18 protein-coding genes are annotated in these 20,362 nt (G+C 59.3%); 9 read left to right on the top strand and 9 right to left on the bottom strand.

Annotated features, from left to right (window positions below):
* The first annotated feature begins 6 nt into the window (after nucleotides 1-6).
* The 9 genes from AC1ME2_RS13905 (at nucleotide 7) to AC1ME2_RS13865 (ending at nucleotide 9,530) form a co-directional block, all read left to right on the top strand.
* Nucleotides 7-1,284 carry a hypothetical protein gene (locus AC1ME2_RS13905; RefSeq protein WP_480441934.1) on the top strand — a complete coding sequence of 426 codons (1,278 nt, stop codon included), beginning with the start codon at nucleotides 7-9 and terminating at the stop codon, nucleotides 1,282-1,284.
* A 101-nt stretch (nucleotides 1,285-1,385) separates the two neighbouring features.
* Complete coding sequence (locus AC1ME2_RS13900; protein WP_480441932.1) at nucleotides 1,386-1,595, top strand: DUF6124 family protein; 210 nt, start codon at nucleotides 1,386-1,388, stop codon at nucleotides 1,593-1,595.
* A gap of 260 nt (nucleotides 1,596-1,855) precedes the next feature.
* On the top strand, nucleotides 1,856-3,967 hold the full coding sequence (tssI, locus tag AC1ME2_RS13895) for a type VI secretion system tip protein TssI/VgrG (RefSeq protein ID WP_480441930.1): 2,112 nt from the start codon (nucleotides 1,856-1,858) through the stop codon (nucleotides 3,965-3,967).
* A 39-nt stretch (nucleotides 3,968-4,006) separates the two neighbouring features.
* The gene (gene tla1 / locus AC1ME2_RS13890) at nucleotides 4,007-4,816 is read left to right on the top strand and encodes a toxin Tle1 chaperone Tla1 (RefSeq protein WP_480441929.1); all 810 of its coding nucleotides are present in this window, start codon (nucleotides 4,007-4,009) and stop codon (nucleotides 4,814-4,816) included.
* Nucleotides 4,813-5,334, top strand: coding sequence for a Tli1a family immunity protein (gene tli1a / locus AC1ME2_RS13885; RefSeq protein ID WP_480441927.1), 522 nt, complete (start codon nucleotides 4,813-4,815; stop codon nucleotides 5,332-5,334). The genes tla1 and tli1a (AC1ME2_RS13885) overlap by 4 nt, the downstream gene beginning before the upstream one ends.
* Nucleotides 5,319-5,876, top strand: a complete 558-nt coding sequence (gene tli1a / locus AC1ME2_RS13880; protein ID WP_480441926.1) for a Tli1a family immunity protein — start codon at nucleotides 5,319-5,321, stop codon at nucleotides 5,874-5,876. The genes tli1a (AC1ME2_RS13885) and tli1a (AC1ME2_RS13880) overlap by 16 nt, the downstream gene beginning before the upstream one ends.
* Complete coding sequence (gene tli1a / locus AC1ME2_RS13875; protein WP_480441925.1) at nucleotides 5,861-6,418, top strand: Tli1a family immunity protein; 558 nt, start codon at nucleotides 5,861-5,863, stop codon at nucleotides 6,416-6,418. The genes tli1a (AC1ME2_RS13880) and tli1a (AC1ME2_RS13875) overlap by 16 nt, the downstream gene beginning before the upstream one ends.
* Nucleotides 6,403-6,960 (top strand): Tli1a family immunity protein, encoded by a 558-nt coding sequence (gene tli1a / locus AC1ME2_RS13870; RefSeq protein ID WP_480441923.1) that lies wholly within the window; start codon nucleotides 6,403-6,405, stop codon nucleotides 6,958-6,960. The genes tli1a (AC1ME2_RS13875) and tli1a (AC1ME2_RS13870) overlap by 16 nt, the downstream gene beginning before the upstream one ends.
* The gene (locus AC1ME2_RS13865; RefSeq protein ID WP_480441921.1) at nucleotides 6,945-9,530 is read left to right on the top strand and encodes a T6SS phospholipase effector Tle1-like catalytic domain-containing protein; all 2,586 of its coding nucleotides are present in this window, start codon (nucleotides 6,945-6,947) and stop codon (nucleotides 9,528-9,530) included. Before tli1a (AC1ME2_RS13870) ends, AC1ME2_RS13865 begins: the two co-directional genes overlap by 16 nt.
* 82 nt (nucleotides 9,531-9,612) lie before the next feature.
* Here the strand turns inward: AC1ME2_RS13865 and AC1ME2_RS13860 are convergent, their stop codons facing one another.
* The 9 genes from AC1ME2_RS13860 to AC1ME2_RS13820 form a co-directional block, all read right to left on the bottom strand.
* Nucleotides 9,613-10,494, bottom strand: a complete 882-nt coding sequence (locus AC1ME2_RS13860; protein WP_480441919.1) for a serine/threonine-protein kinase — start codon at nucleotides 10,492-10,494, stop codon at nucleotides 9,613-9,615.
* A complete protein-coding gene (locus AC1ME2_RS13855; protein WP_480441918.1) occupies nucleotides 10,491-11,207 on the bottom strand; it encodes a PP2C family protein-serine/threonine phosphatase in 717 nt (238 codons plus the stop codon). Before AC1ME2_RS13855 ends, AC1ME2_RS13860 begins: the two co-directional genes overlap by 4 nt.
* Entirely contained in the window at nucleotides 11,207-14,704 is a 3,498-nt protein-coding gene (tssM, locus tag AC1ME2_RS13850) for a type VI secretion system membrane subunit TssM (protein WP_480441916.1), read from the bottom strand. The genes AC1ME2_RS13855 and tssM overlap by 1 nt, the downstream gene beginning before the upstream one ends.
* Entirely contained in the window at nucleotides 14,701-15,579 is an 879-nt protein-coding gene (gene icmH / locus AC1ME2_RS13845) for a type IVB secretion system protein IcmH/DotU (protein ID WP_480441914.1), read from the bottom strand. The genes tssM and icmH overlap by 4 nt, the downstream gene beginning before the upstream one ends.
* Before the next feature lie 5 nt (nucleotides 15,580-15,584).
* A complete protein-coding gene (gene tssK, locus AC1ME2_RS13840) occupies nucleotides 15,585-16,916 on the bottom strand; it encodes a type VI secretion system baseplate subunit TssK (RefSeq protein ID WP_480441913.1) in 1,332 nt (443 codons plus the stop codon).
* 2 nt (nucleotides 16,917-16,918) lie between these two features.
* Nucleotides 16,919-17,419: a type VI secretion system lipoprotein TssJ gene (gene tssJ / locus AC1ME2_RS13835; protein ID WP_480441912.1), complete on the bottom strand. Its 501-nt coding sequence runs from the start codon at nucleotides 17,417-17,419 to the stop codon at nucleotides 16,919-16,921.
* A gap of 5 nt (nucleotides 17,420-17,424) precedes the next feature.
* Nucleotides 17,425-18,600: a type VI secretion system-associated FHA domain protein TagH gene (gene tagH / locus AC1ME2_RS13830; protein ID WP_480441910.1), complete on the bottom strand. Its 1,176-nt coding sequence runs from the start codon at nucleotides 18,598-18,600 to the stop codon at nucleotides 17,425-17,427.
* A gap of 19 nt (nucleotides 18,601-18,619) precedes the next feature.
* Nucleotides 18,620-18,760, bottom strand: a complete 141-nt coding sequence (locus AC1ME2_RS13825) for a type VI secretion protein (RefSeq protein ID WP_480441909.1) — start codon at nucleotides 18,758-18,760, stop codon at nucleotides 18,620-18,622.
* A gap of 78 nt (nucleotides 18,761-18,838) precedes the next feature.
* Nucleotides 18,839-20,356: a sigma-54 interaction domain-containing protein gene (locus AC1ME2_RS13820; RefSeq protein ID WP_480441907.1), complete on the bottom strand. Its 1,518-nt coding sequence runs from the start codon at nucleotides 20,354-20,356 to the stop codon at nucleotides 18,839-18,841.
* Between the last annotated feature and the right edge of the window lie 6 nt (nucleotides 20,357-20,362).

Genomic DNA, 20,362 nt, shown 5'->3' with positions numbered 1-20,362 from the left:
CCCCCAATGCAAGCAAGCATTCGCGCCAGCATTTTTGTAGGACTCATGGGCCTGCTGCTCTCCTGCACGGCCCGCGCTGAAGACCTGTTCATCGTGGGGGTCGGTACCCACTTGATGGAGTCCTCAACCCTACAGAAACGCGCCCTGCAATCAGCCGCAGACGCGGGCATCACCTCCGTGCGCAACGACGCCTTCTGGTCCACCGCCGAACCTGCTCGCAATCAGCTGCGTATTCTTCCATCGTGGGAAACCTACCTCGACAGCGCCAAAAACCTTCGGCTGAGTACCCTGATTATTCTTGGCTACGGTGCCACTCCCTATGCCGGTGCCAAGCCTCGTACGCCCAACGTCAAAACTGCCTACCTTAACTACGTCGATTTCGTGAGTCGCAGGTTTGGGAATAAGGTCGACTTTTACGAGGTCTGGAATGAGTGGGACATGGAAGGCCCGAAAGATCCCACGCTGAGCGCCGACTATGCCGCGCTGGCCAAAAGCGTCGGCCCATGGGTTCACAAAAACAATCCACAAGCAAAAATACTCGCTGGCGCCGTCACCTCCCTAGGCATGCTCAATGGCTTCGTCGACCGCCTGATCGATGCCGGGACGTTGAACGAGGTAGACGGCCTATCCCTGCACCCCTATGTGCATTGCATGAGCATGGGACGCAACACCCCCGAAAGCTGGGCCAACTGGTTACGAGGCTACGAAGCCCAGGTGCGCGACCGTGCAAAAAAAGCGGTCCCTATTTACCTGACCGAAATGAGCTGGCCCAGCCACCAAGGCAAATGCGGGGTTAGCGAAGCCAAACAATCGGCCTACCTCGCACGCAGCTATTTCCTGGCGCGGACCATCCCCAATATCAAAGGGATGTGGTGGTATGACCTGATCAACGACGGCGAGGACAAAAGCGAACAAGAACATAACTTCGGCCTGCTAAGACCCAACCTCCAGCCAAAGCCCGCCTACAACGTCCTCAAGTCCATCAGCCCGATACTGCGCGAATACACCTACGACGCCGACCCCAGCATCCAGGCCGATGACGTCTACATGCTCTACTTCCACAAAGGCATCGAGCGCATCGTCGTCGCCTGGACAGGCAGCCGATCACGGGAGAAGAGCGTGCTCGCCAGCGCCCTGCTCAAAGGCAACGTTCAACTCATCGACACCGCCGAACCCGGCAAAGGCCTGCATGACAACAGCGTGCCTTGGGCGTGCAATAAGTCTGGGTGCAGCGCGTCAGTGACCCTGAGCGACTTTCCGAAAATCATTAGTTTGTCGCGGTGAGCCTGGGGACAAAGCGTTGAGTTTTAGAATTTCGATTTGAGTGGATTCATATTCCCCTGCCATCCTTCAGCAACACCCTCCGCAACCTGCCAGACAAATTATTGATCGTTCGCCAAAGCGTCAGCGCCGAAGAAGCCCTGAGCACCGCCTGCGAAATCCTCGACTGCGCCGCCGCCTACGAATCCGCAGAAGGCCTTGATGGCCCACGCCGCAAACTGGCCCTGGCCGCCGTGCACTTGCTGGAAACCGCACAGGCTTTGGTCGAGTCAGCGCTGATCAGGAATCAACCGGCTTCGGGCAGGAAGGGCTGAAGGGCGGCGAGTTAGAGCGTTGTGTCTGCCGGGTTCCACTGCATCGCTATCGAATGCCAGCGCCCACTTTATTGTTTCCATTCCATTCAAATATCCCCCCCAACACCCCCAAACCGCCGTTCTCACGAACGACGGTTTTTTTATGGGTCCGCATTTCAGACCTTTCCTGCAACACGGCACGGATTTGGCCTACAGACGATAAAAAACCTTTAGCCGAGCATGCCCTGGAAAACCCTCCTTACAAAATCCAGGACAGCGGAATGCCGACATTAGCTAATCAGCCAGACTTTAGCCTGACCATCGCCAGGCTAAAGCGGGATTACAACCTGCAGGTTCTTCAATTCACGGGGCAGGAAGGGTTAAACCAGCCATTTTGTTTCGATATTGAACTGGTCGGTGATCGCCCGGCGCTGGACCTGCATGACTATCTGCATAAGCCGGCGTTTCTCTCCCTTGGTAGTAAAAAGGGCTATGGCTTTCATGGCCTGATCCACGAGTTTGTTCAGGGGCAAACCCACTGGAAAGCCACCCATTACCACCTGAAACTGGTGCCGCAGCTGCTCTACCTTGAGCACCGGACCAACCAGCGCATCTTTCAAAAACAGACGGTGAAACAAATCATCGCCCAGGTGCTGGAAGAGCACGGCATTCTCTCGGATCGCTATCGCTTCGAGCTGGATGCCCGACACTATGAGCCCCGGGACTATTGCACCCAGTACAAAGAGAGCGACTTGTATTTCGTACAACGCTTGTGCGAGGAAGAAGGCCTCAGTTATCGCTTCGAACACAGTCAAAATAGCCACACCCTGGTCTTCGCTGACCACCAGGACCGGTTCAATCGTCTGCCTGAGTCCACGGTGTATGTACCCGGCAACGGCATGAACGCCGAGACCGTGGCCGTCAAGTCGTTCAGCGTGGGGATCAAAGGCAGAACCTCACGGGTCACCCGCCATCACTACGATTTTGAAACCTCGAGCCGTCCTCTGGAATCAGCCTCCAGAGGCGATGATCGCGAGGCGTGGGATCATTTTCAGGAGCTGGAAAACTTCGCCTACCCCGCGTACTTCAAAACCGCAGACCACGGCCGGCAGGTTGCGCGTAAATCGCTGGAAAGACTCCAATTGAACGCGTGCGTGGTGCGCGGGACGAGTGACCAGCCGATGCTCCTCAGCGGCCACCTGTTTGCCCTTGAGGACCATCCACGCAAGGACTGGAACGCTCACTGGCTGCTCAATCACGTCACCCACCGTGGCCGAGCCCCGCAAGCGATGGAAGCCCTTAACAGCACGGCCCCCGAGGCGGAGGACGGCTTTGTCCAGGGCTATCAGAACACCTTCACCGCTACCCCTCAGCACGTCATTTATCGACCGCCACTGGATCACCCCAAGCCCGTGGTACTGGTCAGCCAGACCGCCACGGTCTGCGGCCCCAAGGGTGAAGAGATTTACTGCGACGAGTACGGCCGGGTCAAAGTTCGTTTCCGGTGGGACCGGTCCGGCTCAGCCGACGAACTCAGTAGCTGCTGGGTGCGTGTGGTCACTGGCTGGGCGGGAGACGGTTACGGCAGCAGCGTCATCCCACGGGTCGGCATGGAAGTAGTGATCGGCTATGACGAAGGCGATCCGGATTCGCCGATGCTCACCGGTTACTTGTTCAACAAGGCCAACACCGTGCCTTACCCGCTGCCCGAACATAAAACGCGCAGCGTTTTTAAATCATTAACGTCTCCCGGAGGGGGAGGCTCAAATGAAGTTCACATTGAGGATCGCAAGGGCCAGGAACGCATCTACCTGCATGCCCAACGCGACTTCCTGACCCACGCCCGCAATGACCACACCCTTGAGGTGGGTAACGAACAGCGCACCGCCATCAAAGCCAACGCCTACAGCGAATACCACGCCGAAGAACACCACACCACCCATGGCCTGCGCAAAACCCAGCTCAACGGCGACGACTCGCTGAACATCGCGGGCAGCAGCTACACCCAGGTCGGGCAAGCCGCCGTCATACGCGCCGGGCAGGATCTGCACCTGCAATCGGGTATCAACGTGGCCATTGATGCCCAGGGTTTTCTCACGCTCAAGGGCGCAGGCCAGCACCTGGTGTTCACCCCGGCCGGGATTTTCAGCAGCAGCCTGATCACCGTCGGCGGCGCACCCATCCCCGGCACCCCACCCGCGATTCAACTGCCGCAACTGCCCGGCGAAAGCGCACAAGAAGCCGCCGGCCGATTGATGGCGCTGTCGCCGTCGTTGCCGGAATTTTCCTGGGAGCACGAACCGCAGCTAGTGGAAGTGCTGCCGGACCCCGTGGTGTGTGAAGCGTGTTTCCAGGCGGCTCAAAACGAACTCAAGGGATTTGCGACCCGCTAATGCATAGGTTCTTTTTCCTACTACCTTCGGGACCCCACCATGGACTTTGAAATCCCCGCTTGTCTGCGCGACCTGAAACAACACGCCGACGCAGCAGGCCTCGACTACCTCGACATGATCATCAACGCCACGTTGCTGGATTACCCCTTGCTGCAACGGCTGGCCGAACTCGACCCGCCGCCCTTGCACTCACCGCTGCTTGAGGGCACGCCTGAACACGCACTGGCCGCACAAGGCCCTGTGCATGTTCGCGTGTTCTGGGCACACGCTGCCCATGTGAACTGGCTGGGGGCGTTTGTCAGGGCGTTCGATAGCGAGTCCCGCGTGCTGTCGCTGTTAAGCCCCTGGCCGTTCGACGCGTTGAGTGAGCACCTGCGTTATTACACCCAGGCGCATTGGGACAAAGGCGCCAAGAGCGGCATCCTGCGTTACTACGACAACCGGTTGTTCAAGCACATCAGTGGCGTGTTTATCGAAGACGCTGCTCGCGACTTCCATGCCCCCGTCATCAGTTGGCACTGGACCGATCGCGATCACAAAGCCCAGATCATCGGCGGCTACAACCTCCCCCTCCACGAATTTACCCGCCCCAGCACGCCCTTGATCCTGGACGCGTTTCAGGTCGAGTCCGTGTGCGTCTGGAGTGCTGCCGAGCAATGGGAAGAAACCCACGGTCTGTCCAAACGAAACTACCGGGTCGGCAAGGAACAACTGGTCTCCCAGCTTTATTTGGGGCACCTCGCCGCCAGTGACAGCCACCTTGAGGGCGGGGAACACCGGACATTTATGATCGAGTGGCTGGCCCAATACCTGCCCGAAAATCTGCCGCAGAACGGTGGTTTGGCATGAGGCGCCCGCGCGCGCTTTGCCTGCTGACCTGCCTTGCGCTGCAAGCCTGCAGCAAATCATTGCCCGACCGACTGGGCGCGCCCATTGAGGGGTACAGCCATACCTCGGCGGCGATCAATTACTTCATGGTCAACGGCAACGGCGGCCCGAACATCGGGCCTTACGGCGGGGGCGGCAAGCAGAACTGCTGCGTGAGCATGCCGCGCCAGTGGCATCCCGGCCTGACCGTGGTGGTGGAGTGGGAGAAGGATCCTGCGCCCTTTGATTCCGCCACATGGTCCGAACCGCGATATTCCGATGCATGGCGCGCACGGATGAAAGAGCAGAAATCTAAAAATACCCGCCATCGCGCCGTCGTGGAGGTTGCGCCGTATGAGCAACTTGGCCTGGTCAATGTGCACTTTCTGCCTTGCGATCAAGTCAAGGTCGCCGCCAGCCCTAGCTACCACGGGCGCCCCAATCATCCCTACAACTACCCTATGAAAATGGAAGTCCCTGCCGTATGTCCCGCACCATAAACCTTGGCGCCCCACGCCGAAGGCCAGCGCTTTGGGCGGTGGCTGCGCTCGCCTGCCTTGCGCTGCAAGCGTGCAGCAAATCACTGCCCGACCGACTCGGCGCGCCTATCGAGGGGTACAGCCATACCTCGGCGGCGATCAACTACTTCATGGTCAACGGCAATGGCGGCCCGAACATCGGGCCTTACGGCGGGGGCGGCAAGCAGAACTGCTGCGTGAGCATGCCGCGCCAGTGGCATCCCGGCCTGACCGTGGTGGTGGAGTGGGAGAAGGATCCGAAACCACACGATTACGGCAATTGGCCTGAGCGCCCGTTCAGCGATGCTTGGAACAAGCGAATGCAGGAACACGAGTCTAAAAACACCCGCCATCGCGCCGTCGTGAAGGTGGCGCCGTATGAGCAACTCGGGTTGGTAAATGTGCATTTTCTGCCTTGCGACAAAGTTAAGGTTGCCGCCAGCCCTAGCTACCACGGTCGCCCCAATCATCCCTACAACTACCCTATGAAAATGGAAGAGCCTGCCGTATGTCCCGCACCCTAAAACCTGGCGCCCCACGCCGAAGGCCAGCGCTTTGGGGGGCGGCTGCGCTCGCCTGCCTTGCGCTGCAAGCCTGCAGCAAATCTCTGCCCGACCGACTCGGCGCGCCCATTGAGGGCTACAGCCACACCTCGGCGGCGATCAATTACTTCATGGTCAACGGCAACGGCGGTCCGAACATCGGGCCTTACGGCGGGGGCGGCAGTCAGAACTGCTGCGTGAGCATGCCGCGCCAGTGGCATCCCGGCCTGACCGTGGTGGTGGAGTGGGAGAAGGATCCGACGCCGCACGCCTACGGCAAATGGCCTGAACCCCCGTTTACTGATGCGTGGCGCGCCCGAATGAAGAAAGAGAAGCTCAACAACACCCGCCATCGCGCCGTCGTGGAGGTGGCGCCGTATGAAGAACTCGGCGTCATCGATGTTCATTTCTTGCCCTGCAACCAGGTTGCCGTTTCGGCTGTCGCGGTTACTCCCGGCCAAGCCGGTTATCCCTTCAACTACCCGTCCAAAATGGAAGAGCCTGCCGTATGTCCCGCACCCTAAAACCTGGCGCCCCACGCCGAAGGCCAGCGCTTTGGGTGGCGGCTGCGCTGACCTGCCTTGCGCTGCAAGCCTGTAGCAAATCATTGCCCGACCGACTCGGCGCGCCTATCGAGGGGTACAGCCATACCTCGGCGGCGATCAACTACTTCATGGTCAACGGCAACGGCGGTCCGAACATCGGGCCTTACGGCGGGGGCGGCAAGCAGAACTGCTGCGTGAGCATGCCGCGCAAGTGGCATCCCGGCCTGACCGTGGTGGTGGAGTGGGAGAAGGATCCGACGCCGCACGCCTACGGCAAATGGCCTGAACCCATGTTTTCTGATGCATGGCACGCCCGAATGAAGAAAGAGAAGCTCAACAACACCCGCCATCGCGCCGTCGTGGAGGTTGCGCCGTATGAGCAACTTGGCCTGGTCAATGTGCACTTTCTGCCTTGCGATCAAGTCAAGGTCGCCGCCAGCCCTAGCTACCACGGGCGCCCCAACCATCCCTACAACTACCCTATGAAAATGGAAGTCCCTGCCGTATGTCCATTACCTTGAATTCAGGTTCTCAACGCCCTGCCCCGGCGCCTTTAACGCCGATCCAGCCGTTCCCAAAAGAAGGGCTGCTGCCGCGCACGTCCGAGGATGTGGCGCTTAACTACCGCACACAGTTTCGGCCCAAGCTGCTCGCCGGCTATGCCGCTCAACGGGCCGCCAAGGCGGCGGGTGAAACCTATACCGGCCCGCCGTGCATCAATGTGCTGAACATCACCCTGTGTTTCGACGGCACCAACAACCACGAACCCTCGGACAAGCTCGGTCAACCCCCAAGCACTAGCAACGTGGCGCGGCTTTACCACGCCAGCGTCGGTGCCGACTCAGGCACAGAGCAAAGCTGGGCGAACACAAACGGGTTTTACGCCTACTACATGCAAGGGGTCGGCACCGAGTTCAAGGAGATCGGCGAGTTCGAACCCCTGGATTCCGGGTTGATCGGCGCAGTCGGCGGCGAGAAGCGGATCAATTGGGGCATTACCCGTCTGCTGGATGCAGTGGGCCGGGCTTGCGGCGAAGATCCGCTGACCGTGGATGCTGCCTACGAACTGGTGCAAAAAATGGGCACCTCGTTCACTGAAGAGATGCTCGGCGCGACGCTGCTCAAGAGTGGCGACAGCCGTCGGCGCGAGGCCTTGCAAGCGCCGTTGCTGGCGCTGCAAAAGAAGGTCGATTTCGTGCACGCGCGCAAGACCCAACCGCGGATCATCGGCCTGCGCCTGTACGTGTACGGCTTTTCCCGGGGCGCTGCCGAAGCCCGGGCCTTTGCCACCTGGCTGGAAAGTTTGACCCAGGTCGAGGTCGAGGGTGAAACCTGTTATCTGTTTGCCGGCCTGCCGATCTGCATTGCCTTCCTGGGCCTCTTCGACACCGTGGCCTCCACCGGCATGGCCTACGCGATGCCCTTCGCCGAGGGCCATATGGGGTGGGCCGATGACACCATGCGCCTGCCAGCGTCGGAGACGTTTCTGGAGCGCTGCGTGCATCTGGTCGCGGCCCATGAGCAACGGGTCTGTTTCCCGGTGGACTCGATTCGACGCAAGAACAACCCCGACGACCCGAATTGCCCCTCGACCTACCGCGCCAATACGGTCGAATACCTGTACCCCGGCATGCACTCCGATGTCGGTGGTGGGTATCCGCCGGGCGATCAGGGCAAGTCGCTGGGCGGTCCTCAGGACGTGATGTCGCAGATTCCATTGCAGCATATGTACGCTGAAGCCTACGCAGTCGGCGCTCCGTTGCAGGCGCCATCGATTGCACTCAGCGACGAGCAAAAAGCGAAATGGCCTTGGCTGGAAATGGACAGAGGAACCGCTGAAGCCTTCGCCATCTCCGAAACCCTCACCCACCGCTTCAACACCTGGCTCGCTCACCACAAAACCGGCCCGCTGGAAGACGCTATGGAACACCAGGCCGCAATGATTACCGCCTGGCGGATCAATCGCTATGCGTTTTTCCGCCTGAGAGAGACGTCGGCCTATGGTCATGTTGTGGGCAAGGACATGGCCGAGGAAGAGTCGGACGCTCTCAACGCGTTGCACAAGCGGCAACTGGCCGAGGAAAAAGCCAACCATGCGGGCCAGCCGCTACCCGAGTTGTCCGGCACTGCGCTGGAAACCCATGAGGAACATCTGGCAATCAAGCAAGGCTACGAACAACGCGTCGGCGCTACACACCCCATGGCCCTCAATACCAAAAAAGCCTTTGAGCCGATGCTCGACCAGCATCAACTGGAAAAGGCCATGCGTGAGTTTCGCCGTGATTATTTGGCCGAGTGGGGTTTGTCCGATATTGATGAAATTGTTTCGGCAAGCGCCATCGTCAACGTGCTGTTCGGCGGTCTGATTTACCTGATGAACGAACAGGACGAAGCCGAGGAGTACGCCAAACTACGCAGAGCGGCCCATCACGCCTTCGACGTGCTGTACGGCGACGTCAGCTTCAATCCACTGAACGACAACGCCCAAACCATCACCGACTTCTTCGACGAGCAGGTCCACGATTCCCGCGCCTGGTTCATGAACGCGAGCCTGGGCGAACGCGAAATGTTCAGCGACTACTTCCGCTATCGCTGCGTTTTCTTCGACAACGAATCCAACAAATCTCTGTCGCTGGTGGCAAGGACCGGGCAAGTGATTGGCGTCGCTATCGCGGTTGCCAGCGTTGGCTTGAGCATCAAGCGCAATGACCCGCGTTATCTGATCGGTCTGATCATTCCATCGCTGGGGATTCCGGCATTTCGCGGCAAGCTTAATCCGCTCGGCACACCGGAGATACGCGCCTTCGACCCTGCCACCGGCATCGCCCTGCCCATGCTGGACAACCTCGACAACATTCGGGCGTTTACCAAAGACACCGGCAGTGTGCTGAAGCTGGCGAAAGCCTTGCCCACACCGCCAGCCCTCAGCGAGGAAACTGCGACCACGCCCGAGCTGCAAAAACTGCTCAAGGCCACGGAAGCGGCGAAGGCGTTGGCGAAGGTTAAGGACCTGCTCGACACGTTGCCTGACGAATCGAAGATGGGGTTGTTGGATCAGGTGAAGGGGGCGTTGGGTAGCGGGGTGAGTTGATGACCGCTTCGCAGCGGGACGCGTAGTAGCAAGCCTGCTCCCACAATGGAATGCAATGGTCCGTAGAGCAGGCTTATCGGGTTTAGAACCAGCGCCAGGATTTGGCGGGGGGTGCGGCTCGGAAAGAATCGCATAATGCTGCGGCATCTATCGTGCGTTTTTTCGGGTTCAGCGCCAGCGCGGTTTGCAGGGCTGACCAGCAGGTTTTGGGCAGGTGTTTGGGCTTTTTCAGTTTTCGGTCCAGTTTTTTCTCTCGGGCTTCGATGCCCGTCAGTCTCTGGAAAGGATGCTTACCGCTCGCCAGTTCGAACACCACACAAGCGACAGCGTAAACATCGGTGCTCATCGACAAGGGTCCGCCTTCGAGTAACTCGGGGGCCGCGTAGTTAGGTGTCCAGGCCTTGATGCGCTCTCGGCTCAGGGTCGGCAGCCCTGGAAGGACGCCGTCCATTGCCTGCCCGAGGCCAAAGTCGAACAGGCGTACACCCTGCTCGGTGAGCATGACGTTGCTGGGTTTAAGGTCGCCGTGCAGCACGCCTCGGCCATGGGCATGCGCCAGGGCGTCCAGCAATTCGATGGCGATATCGCGCAGTTCGATCCAGGGTACGCCGAGTGGCCGTTCGCACAGCAAGCGGTCCAGCGGCAGACCTTGCATCAGCTCCATGGTGATAAAGGCGCGCCCACAGGCCGAGTCCACTTCAAAATCAAACATCTGCATCACGCCGGGGTGCCGCAGGTGTCGGGTCAAGGCGAACTCGCTGTACAGCAGCGCATTGGCATCGGGAGAACCTTCGAAGGCTTCGCCGAGGATTTTCACCGCTATCTCGGCGCCAGTTTCACCGAACTGCTCATGCAATAAATCCCGCGCCCGGTACACCGTGCCCATGCCACCGGCACCCAGCAGACGCTCGATGCGATAACGGCCAGCCAGCACGTCGGGCAGCGGTGGCAGGGGCTCGGTCATTGGCTGATCACCACTGCGGTCAGGTTGTCCCGAGCGCTGCCACACCGTACCTCGTCGAACAGCGTGTGCATCGATTCAAGACTCAAGGCTTCGCGTAACATTTCGTTGTCGAGGCCCTGATAAAACCCATCACTGCACAGCAAAAACACATCGCCCGGACACACCTCCAACTCCAGCACTTCCAGTTTCAGCTGCTCGGTGGCGCCAATGGCGCGGGTCAGTGCGCGGGCGTTGGGGTACTGACTGGCTTGTTCGGGCGTCATGTTTTGCTCATCGATCAGTTGCTCCCGCAACGAGTGGTCACGGGTTAATTGATGCAGACGACCTTCGCGCAACAGGTAGCAACGACTGTCACCTGCCCAGACACACGCGCCACGTGTGCCGTCGATCAACAGTGCCACCACCGTGCTGCCCATGATGCTGTCACGGCGATCCGGGGTGATGGTCAGCTCCTGGCTCATTCGTCGATTGAGCCAGTGCAGGCACTGACGTATGGCAATCACCCGCTCGTCGAAACTGCCCTCCTCGGGCAGTTCGGCGAGCTGGGTGACAATCATCTGGCTGGCGACATCGCCGCACTGATAGCCGCCCATGCCATCGGCGACCGCCCACAGCCCGCGCTGTGGACAGTCGAGAAACGCGTCCTCATTGCGCGCCCGCACCTTGCCGGTGTCGGTGCGCGCCACACTGCGCCAAGGGTTTTCCGGCCCCATCAGAGCTGCGCCGGCAGACGGAAGCTGCGCAACGCGTCCACATCAAACGGGTTCGGCGAGCGTTGGGCGAGCAACAGGTAGTTGGCGCGCAGGCCACCCACGTCGGCCTTGAGCACCATCACATCGCGACCTTTCAGGTACTCGGTCTGCATCAGGTCGAACAGGCGGAACAACGACCAAGGGCCGGTGTTTTTCTCGATGCCCACCGGACGACCGACCATTTTTTCCAGCACCAGACTCGTGCGGCCGTCTTCGGCGTCGGTGGGCCAACTAAACGACATCGGCACGATAGGCCCGTGGCGGTAGTCCATCTGCTGATTGCCGAAACGGAATTCAGCACGGCTCACGGTTGGGTCCAGGGTGTAGGGCTCAAGCTTGAATTGCACCTGCGGCTCGTTCGAATTCTGCGCGAAGAAGCTTTGCCGGATGACCTGCACGTGACCCATTTGCGTCAGGTACAGACGCGACATCGGCAAGCTGCGGCCGTCGATGCTGCGCAAGCGGTAGTTGCCTGCAGTGCCACTGACAAAGGGCCGCATGTAGGTGTCGAAGAAACGATCCGCCACGCCCTGCGCCTTAAAGAACTCGCGGAAATCGCTGATAGCGACATCGCTGCTGCTATGGGCATTGAACGGATACCGCTGGTGCAGCGCCTTGCTGTAGAACGCGTGCAGTTCACTCTGATAACGCTGATTCAGGTACTGATAGGCATCGTTAAGCACCAGCATCCAGGTGTCTTCGGCCAACACGTCCAGCCAGCCACTGATGGGACGGGGCAAGCGGCTGGTTGTACCGCGCAGGCTGTTCAGCGCATCACGCTGGCCGTTCATGCGCAGCTTCGCCATTTCGTAAGCCGCCTGTTCCGGCTGACTGGAGCGCGCCAGGCTCGCGATCTGCAATTGCAAATCGTTGAGCGCTTGCAAGGTAGGCATCAGCGCTGCCGCCGGGCCGTTGTTGGCGTCCAGCAACTGGTGCAGGGGTTCGAAACGACGCTGCATGGATTTTTTCGCGGTGTCCGGCAAGCTCTTGGCAAGTGCGCCTTGCGCCTGACCCGCTGCCGCAGCGGCGACTTTAGCCAATGCCCCTAGCTTGCCGCCCGCCTCACCGGCCGCATCGGCCAACTGCTCGGCGCTTTCGGTAAGATCTGGGAAACGGGTGTTGTCGCGCACTTCGACCAACAGTTGCAGCAACGGTGAATTGGCGGCGGTCAGGCCGGCGAGCTGGCTCGCGCCCTCACCCGCGCTGCTGAATGGCTGCACGCGCATTTGGCCGATGGCTTCGCCCCAATGGTTGGCGTAGTCGCGGAAATACAACTGCTCCAGTTCGACCATCAAGCGGCGCAAGTCCATGCCGCTGATGCCGGTGCTTTCACCCAGCACCCAGTTATCACGCAAGATTTCGTTCACCAGACTTGCACCCTGAGTGGTGAAAAATTGCTGGTAACCGCGTTGGGTATAGAAGCCAGGAATCAGGTAATCAGTGCCGCTGAACAACGCGCCTTGTGGGCCGAGGTGCTGGCTGAGGCGGTACTCCGGCAAGCTGCGGGCTTGTTCACGCAGGGCGCGATACACCACGGCAGATTGCGATTCGGCCCGCAGGACCTGACGTGCCTGGGCCACCAACCCATCGTTAAGTGGATAGACAAATCCGTGTGTGAGCAGACGACTGAAATGCTCGTTCAAGCCGTTCTGCACCGGGGTGTTGCCGATGTAGCGCAACGACCAATCGGCTGCGACCCACTCCTTGAGCCAGGTCGAATCCCGGCGCTCGGTGAGGTTGAGCATCAGGTAGGCGCGCAGGCTGCCGAGCAATCGTTCGCGGTCGTTCATGTTGGCGCGCACGTGTGCTTCGAGGGTGCGGGCGACGCGTGGCAACAGTTGTTCTTTCAATTCACGCTGATAGGCATCGTCGAGCACCGGGTAACTCGGCTCGCCTTGATAAAGCCCACTGCGTTCATGCAGCTGCACGTCGCTGAGTGCAGGAAATACGCGGCTTGCGGCGTAGCCCGTGTCCAACAGCTGAAGCGCCGCCATGGCGTCATCTTGAGGCGCCAACTCGGCGTGCTGCTTGGTCAGGTTTTGCGCGAACTCACGCAGTTGTTCAAGACGGCTGTGGTTGGCAGAAAAGCCAAGGGCCCAGAGCAGACCGAACGCTCCCAGCGCAGAAAATGCCGTCACGTACAACGCACGCTGCCCCCAGTGAATGCGGCGGCGCTCGCGTTTGTTGAGGCCCGCAAGTTCAGCTTCGGGGAAGATCACGCGGCTTAGCAGGTGATTGATGAAGCGGGCTGAGCCGGTGAATAGCGGAAGTGCTGCTTCGCTTTTTTCTGCGCCCTTGAGCGGGACGCCTGACTGAGTGGCGCTGGTCAGGTAGAAGCCGCGAAGTCGGCTGGCGCTTTGGTAGCGATTGCCGCCCAATGTATCCTTCACGAACTCGCACAGGCCTGGGCCAATCGCGCCCAATTTATGCGGAAAATCGAGAATAACGGCACTTCTCTCCGGCATGCGCTCCTGATGCATGCGCGGGATCACCTGGCTGTTGAGGCGTTGCAGCAGCACTTCAAATTCCTGGCGCAATACCCTGAGATCATTGCCGTTCTGATCATTGGCAAAGCTTGCACCCAATACCTGATCGCTCTCCTGTTTTGTGAGCTGATCGAAAAACACTTCGAAGCCCGCAATCTCATCAGCTTTGCTCAGTACCAGGTACACCGGCAGATCGACGCGTAACTGCTGACGAATATCCTTCAGGCGGTTGCGCAATATCGTTGATAAAAGTTTTAGTTCATCCGGCCCGTCGCTTTTTTTGCTACGCAACAGCTCGGCTGGAACCGTAATGATGACCCCATTGAGCGGTCGGTTTCGACGACGCGTGCGCAACAGGCTAAGGAAGGTTTTCCAGGTGTGTTGGTCAGCATCGTTTTTCGAATCCAGAACGGACCCACCGGTATCAATCAACACACCCTGTTCACCGAAGTACCATTCGTAGAACGTTGGGCTCGGCTCTGCCTTGGTGTCGACTTCGTTGAGTGGAAATGCCAGACCCGAGTGTTTTAGCAGGCTGCTCTTGCCGCTTTTCTCCGGGCCGATCAACAAATACCACGGCAACTCGTTGCGCCAACGTTCGCTGCGGCCGCGATACAGGCTGGCGCTTTTCAGGGTGCGGAGCGCTTTTTTGAACAATTTGCGCAGGCGCTTATTTTTATCCGCGATCTCCTGCTCAAGCTTCTGACGGGCTTTGCCGTTCTCGCTGCCTTCGGCTTCCTGTTTACGCTGCGTGCTCCGCCAGCTTTCATAAACGACGAACAAACCCCACGCCAAAAATAGCGCGCTGATGCTCAGTAAACGAGCGCTCGCGTCTTCCCAGAACTTGTAATCGTCAACGGCCAGCAGCGGCCCCAAAAACCACACCGCAAGCGCGCCCAACAGCACCAGCAGCAGCGTCCAGACCCAGGTCTTTCCGAGGAAGGTCGCCAGTTTTTTAAAGAGTATTTTCATCGTGCATCCCTGTCCTGCAACGGCGTTTGAGTCATTGCCGCATCAAGCTGACGGTAAGGTTCAAGAACGGTCTCGCGTTGTTCGCTCAATACCCAGGCGAACCCGGAATACATAACCGCCAGGCACATCAGGGTGAACAGGACGACCAACCACCACGGGACGATGCGCACCAGATTCCGGCGCTTGTCCTGAAGGCCATGCCAATGGGGTGACAGCTCACGCGGGACGTCGCCGCGCAGGTGGCGAATGGTTCGGTAGAGGCCGTCGCGGATGTCCTCCAATTCGGCCTTTTCTTGCTCTTTGACGCCGTGCTTGCCCCTGAACCCCAACGCCAGGCAGAGGTACATCAGCTCAAGCAGGTGCAGGTGCTTGACCGGATTCACGCTGTAACGGGTCAAGATTTCAAAGAACGCTTCACCCCCAGAGGTTTTCTGGTGAAGCTCGTTCAACAGGGTCATCTTGGACCATGTACTGCCCTCACCTGCCTTGGTTTGCAGCACCGCCTCATCGACAAAGGTACAGAGCACATAGGACGCGTCATTCAGTAAATGACTCTCGGCGCCGAGCTTTGCAGCATGTGCTTGATACCCCTTTAGGTCCTTCAACAACGTGCTGTGCAGGGTTTCGAGGTTGGCCTTCTTGTCCAGGTTTTTGAGCCCCGCAACGGCCGACAGCACATGAGCGGCGGCGGCGACCAGCGGGTTAATACTCGCGCTGTAGGTGTCGAGCGAATGGCTTTGGGCGGATTGGTTTTTTTTGGCTTCCAGATCCTGGGTCTGGACCGAGCCCGGAGCATCGGTCATTGAACTGGACCCAATGGACTGGCTGTCAGCAGGCCAGTACTTGGTTTTATCCTCGTCGATCCTTTCATTCATGCCATTCATTTCTTGATCGCCCAAAAATCAAGTTCAAGGGCGGCGATTTCGCTGGACACATGGAACGCAAAACCACCGGACTTCTTCAGTTGTGCCAATTCCTCGGTGTCCAGATCAAGAATGAAATAGGCCTTGTCGGCGTGAAACGCGAGTTCACGGGGGGCGACGGGCAGCGGTCTGAGCTTGAAACCCGGCAGGTGTAAATTGACCAGATTGCGGATGGTTTCAACCGTGCCGATCTTGAGCTGGGCAGGCAGGCGATTACGCAGTTCTTCAGCCGTGCAATGGGCACCGGCTACCAGCACAAAGGACGAGCTGTCGAAATGTTGATGGTCGGCGACTATCGCGACCTGGACACCGTAATCGCGGGCGCTGATCGGCAGCGGCGTCGCATGTTCTTCCAGCACCATCGCCATCAACTGGCGGAAAACATTCAACAGCGCTTCAAAGCTCAGGCTCAGATCGCTGTGTCTATAGTTGAGCGTCACGGGTACGCGCCTGTTGGCGCTGGAGAAAGTCGATAACTCACCCACTACCGTCAGTAGCGTGCGGTACAACTCCTCGGGGTGAACGTGTTGCAGGTCTTTGTAATGAAGCAGGATCAACTGCGTGCGATTCATCATCTGCATGAGCATAAAATCACCCACCTCAGACCCGCCCGCCTTGCCGTTGGAGCTCAGGCGCTCGGCCAAAGCCGCACAACGGGTGTCCACCAAGCGGATCACTTCGTTCAAACGCTTCAGCAAATACTTCGAGGCCTTGGAATGAATGACAGTCGGCGAGTAATTGTCATTCATCGTGACCCCACCATCCGCCGTGCAATCTAAAATCTCGCCCAGCTTGAGCGTTACAAACACTTGATCACTCTGTTGTTCGCCGAGCAGCAGGCGGAAATCCGGCAGACCGCACGACACCGGACTTTCAATGCCCTCCCCGGCATTTGAATTGGCAATCGGCATGTCATAGATGGTGTAGCGCGCCAGCACGTCCTCGTCTTTGGCCTCTCTGGCTTCGATGTAATTACCGGTTATCAGCGGCAACGCCAGATAAACCGAGGTCTTACCGATGTTTGGCGGTACCTGGACCATCAATGGCTTGATGCGGCCGTCAAGGTTAAACAAGCTACCGTCGGGGAGAATGCCGCTCGCACGACTGAGTACCACCTTGCCGATTTTTAAAGGTTCCGTCTCGATCTCCAGCTCAAGAAACCCCCACATGTAACGCCCCAGCAACTGGGTGCGGGTTTTCATCTGGTGGTCGTAATAACGGTCGTTGTGCTGGAAGTGTTGCGGGCGCAGAAGCATGCCTTCGCGCCAAATCACTTTATGGGCGTTCATGGTCAGTCTCCTGCCGTGGCGAGTGGGTTAAGCGCGTTGTGAATACCGGCCTGATCGAGGCGCAGCTCGGCGTAGGTCCGCTCGGTCGGCGTCAGCTGGATCACATAGCGCCACTTGGTTTCCGGCAGGTCACGGTAGGCCGCCAGCACGCCGACATAGCGGCTGCCACTGTCGACGCTGAGCTTGAGGTCGATGCTTTCGCCCGGCCGTAACTCCAGCTCTTCACTGGCCACCCAATCGGGCGCCAACGATTCCTTGGGCCGTTCATACAAGCTGAAAAAATCGCCATTTTCGAACGCCACTGGGTTCTTCAACTCCAGCAAGCGCAGCACAATCGGCGAGGGTCGACCGTGGAGGTCGGGGTTGAGTCGGTCGCTGGCGGTCAGTTTCAAATCCAGCTTGGTCAGTCTGGAATACGGCGACAGCGTCGAGCACCCCGCCAGCAGCAACAGGGTTGCCAGGGCGGCCAAGGTTTTGAAACGAGAAATATTCAAGCCGGACATACGCATCATCCTGGGTAATCGGTGTGAAGGCTGTCGACCAGCCGGACCTGTTCTTCGTAGGCCTGGGCAAAGTCGCGCGCCAGCAGGCGTTCGCTCCAGTCATCGTCCTGACTCAATGCCTGGTGATAACGGCCAAACGCACGCCACTGACTGCCGGCGGTAGCAAACAGCGGCTTGTGTCCATCACGCTCGAAACGCAGGGTCAGGTGTTGCGGCGCGAAATGCTCAAGGGTGCTGCGCAGCGCTGCGCGACTGGCGCTGAGCAAGGCCACCTGGTGCGCTTGCAGGTCATGAAAGGCCCGCGTGATCGCCTGTTCCGCGCTCAACTGCGGTTTGCTGGCGAGCAGCAAACTGTTCACAGCTTCGCTGGTACTTGCGGCGTGCTTGAGCGGGTTTTTGTAGGTGTACTGCGCAGTGGTCAGTGCCAGGCGCAGTTCGTTTTTCAACTCGCTGCGGGTGCGTAAGCTCTGCTGCAAGCCGCCCACACACTGCTTGAACAGTCGCGCAGTATTGACCGCGAGAGCTTCTCGGCTGGACGGGTCGAGATCATCGATGTCGATGCCTAGCGCCTGGGCAAATCGTTGCCAGAACTCTTCACCCTGATGCACTGGCGGCGGCGGTGTCGGCTCAGGGATGGGCTCAGCGGCCTGCGCCACCAACGTAGGAGTCCGCACGTGCTCCCTCTCGATGGGCGCGTAATCTGCGCACTGCTGCGGTTCTAGCGCAGGCATGCTCGAAGCAAAGGGTTGATCCACAGAGGCCATTGGCGGCGGCCCGAAATAGGCGTCCTCGGGAATGGTCATCCCGCTGCCCGAAGGTGTTGTCCGAGGGCTGACCTCGACGGCAGGCTCGACGGAATCGCGCAGCACCTGCGCCCGGACTTCAAAGCGGCCCATCTGATACACGCCACCGTCTACGATGCGCAGCTCATCCCCGCGCGTCATCCGCTCGCCACGGGTGTTGTCCCAGGTGCCGTTGGTGCTGAGGTCGGTCAGGCAGAAATGGCTGCCGCAATAGCTGACCAGCGCATGTCGGCGAGACACTTGGCTAGTGGTGTCGATAATCAGCCAGTCGGCGTTCCCTCTGCGGCCAATCGATCCGCCCGCCAACGTGAACACTTTGCGGTTCACCTGCGAAGGATCCGACTGTTCGCTGTTCAGTATTTCCAGAACCAGTTCCATCGTGCTGCTCTCCTTGCGGTCACTTGCCGCGATTGACCACATGCGGGTCACCCAGGGGGCGATAGGTGTCGTCGTTGAATTTGTAGTTGCCGCTACAGCCGCCAAGAGCGCTTGCAACGAGCAGCGCCAGCAAGACAGCGGGCCAGGGACGAACGAGCATCAGAGGGTCTCCATGAATGAGTGCAGGCAGTGCTGCAAGGAATGGGATGGGTGTGAAAACAGGATCGACATACGCGGTTCAACTCGGCACATCGCAGGCGTGGATATTCAGGCGCGCCATGCGGTACAGCAGGGTGCGGCGTGGCAGGCCCAGTTGGCGGGCGGCGACAGTTTGATTGCCGCCGGTCTTGCGCAGGCAATCGAGCAACAGACCGCGTTCGATCTGATCCAGGCGCGCACGCAGGTTCAGTTCGCTGTCGGCGGGCTCTAACGCGCGCCGCAGGGCAAAGTGTTCGGGCAGTAACTCGTCGCCTTCACACAGCAAAATGGCGCGTTCGACAAGCCCTTTCAGCTCGCGGACATTGCCGGGGAAGGCGTAGCGACACAGATGGTCAAACGCGGCGTTGGACCAGGCCACCGGATCAAGCTTAAGGAAGGTGCAGGCCTGATTAGCAAAATGCCGCGCCAGGTCCAACGCGTCTCCGCCACGGTCCCGAAGCGCCGGCAGCTCGATGGGGAACTGCGCCAGGCGGTAGTACAGGTCTTCGCGAAAGCGACCATCAGCCACCAGCGCAATAAGGTCGCGGTGCGTCGCGGCGATGATGCGCACGTCGATTTTGTGTGTGTCGTTGGAGCCCAGTGGGCGGATCTCGCCTTCTTGCAGCACGCGCAAAAGTTTGGCTTGCAGCGACAGGGGCATGTCGCCGATTTCGTCGAGCAACAGGGTTCCGCCATCAGCGGCATCGAACAGGCCCGCGCGGTCGCGGTCAGCACCGGTGAAGGCCCCTTTGCGGTAACCGAACAGCTCGCTTTCCAGCAGGCTTTCAGGGAACGCCGCACAATTTTGCACAATGAATGCTTTTGAACTCCGCGACCCGTGGTCATGAATGGCGCGTGCCACGACTTCCTTTCCGGTACCGGTTTCGCCCATGAGCAGCACGGTATAAGGGTTGTTCAGCACCTTGCTGATCAGCTTGCAGGTCTGGCGCATGGCCGGACTTTTACCGATGAGTCCGTAGCCACTGGCGACCGGCACCACGTTGACCGATGAAGGAGGCGCGCTTGGTGAACGGCGCAAGCGATGCAGCAGGTGCATCTGCCCGAGGACGAACGAACCCAACTGCCCCAGCGAATCGGCGAACCCCGCAAGTTCACGATGGTCACGGCTGGCACACACCAGCAAGCCGCTGACGGCCTTGTGTTGATCGAGCAATGGCACGCACAGCAGCGATTTCCAGGGCTTTGCGTTTGGCGGTAGAAACCCGATTTCATGCAGGCCGGCATTCAACTCGCACAGGCTGACCACTTTGTTTTGGCACAACGCGTATTGCAGCAATTGCTCGCCATCGTAATCGGCAGGCAGGCTTGTGGCGGCTCTCGGCTGTAAAAGTCCCTGCCAATACTCGGCATTCAAAATGAGACGGGTATGCGTGGCATCCAGCAGGTACAACTGGCTGAGTTCACAGGCGCTGAGTTCGGCTGACGCCTGCACGAAATCGCCGAGCAACGTTGCCCCATCGTCGGCTCGGGACAGGCTGGCAAACTGCGCCAACAACGCCTGAGCGAAACGCAAGGGTTGCGGCACGTGTGTGAACATCACGCC

The sequence above is a fragment of the Pseudomonas sp. ASL9 genome (assembly GCF_056680335.1).
The sequence above is the reverse complement of the archived record's forward strand: the minus strand, read 5'-3'. Positions and strand labels throughout refer to the sequence as shown.

What these genes read in the sequence shown, in the direction of transcription:
- AC1ME2_RS13905 (WP_480441934.1), top strand. Translation starts at nt 7, where the DNA reads ATGCAAGCAAGCATTCGCGCCAGCATTTTTGTAGGACTCATGGGCCTG.
- tssI (WP_480441930.1), top strand. Translation starts at nt 1,856, where the DNA reads ATGCCGACATTAGCTAATCAGCCAGACTTTAGCCTGACCATCGCCAGG.
- tla1 (WP_480441929.1), top strand. Translation starts at nt 4,007, where the DNA reads ATGGACTTTGAAATCCCCGCTTGTCTGCGCGACCTGAAACAACACGCC.
- tli1a (WP_480441927.1), top strand. Translation starts at nt 4,813, where the DNA reads ATGAGGCGCCCGCGCGCGCTTTGCCTGCTGACCTGCCTTGCGCTGCAA.
- tli1a (WP_480441926.1), top strand. Translation starts at nt 5,319, where the DNA reads ATGTCCCGCACCATAAACCTTGGCGCCCCACGCCGAAGGCCAGCGCTT.
- tli1a (WP_480441925.1), top strand. Translation starts at nt 5,861, where the DNA reads ATGTCCCGCACCCTAAAACCTGGCGCCCCACGCCGAAGGCCAGCGCTT.
- tli1a (WP_480441923.1), top strand. Translation starts at nt 6,403, where the DNA reads ATGTCCCGCACCCTAAAACCTGGCGCCCCACGCCGAAGGCCAGCGCTT.
- AC1ME2_RS13865 (WP_480441921.1), top strand. Translation starts at nt 6,945, where the DNA reads ATGTCCATTACCTTGAATTCAGGTTCTCAACGCCCTGCCCCGGCGCCT.
- AC1ME2_RS13860 (WP_480441919.1), bottom strand. Translation starts at nt 10,494, where the DNA reads ATGACCGAGCCCCTGCCACCGCTGCCCGACGTGCTGGCTGGCCGTTAT.
- AC1ME2_RS13855 (WP_480441918.1), bottom strand. Translation starts at nt 11,207, where the DNA reads ATGGGGCCGGAAAACCCTTGGCGCAGTGTGGCGCGCACCGACACCGGC.
- tssM (WP_480441916.1), bottom strand. Translation starts at nt 14,704, where the DNA reads ATGAAAATACTCTTTAAAAAACTGGCGACCTTCCTCGGAAAGACCTGG.
- icmH (WP_480441914.1), bottom strand. Translation starts at nt 15,579, where the DNA reads ATGAATGAAAGGATCGACGAGGATAAAACCAAGTACTGGCCTGCTGAC.
- tssK (WP_480441913.1), bottom strand. Translation starts at nt 16,916, where the DNA reads ATGAACGCCCATAAAGTGATTTGGCGCGAAGGCATGCTTCTGCGCCCG.
- tssJ (WP_480441912.1), bottom strand. Translation starts at nt 17,419, where the DNA reads ATGTCCGGCTTGAATATTTCTCGTTTCAAAACCTTGGCCGCCCTGGCA.
- tagH (WP_480441910.1), bottom strand. Translation starts at nt 18,600, where the DNA reads ATGGAACTGGTTCTGGAAATACTGAACAGCGAACAGTCGGATCCTTCG.
- AC1ME2_RS13825 (WP_480441909.1), bottom strand. Translation starts at nt 18,760, where the DNA reads ATGCTCGTTCGTCCCTGGCCCGCTGTCTTGCTGGCGCTGCTCGTTGCA.
- AC1ME2_RS13820 (WP_480441907.1), bottom strand. Translation starts at nt 20,356, where the DNA reads ATGTTCACACACGTGCCGCAACCCTTGCGTTTCGCTCAGGCGTTGTTG.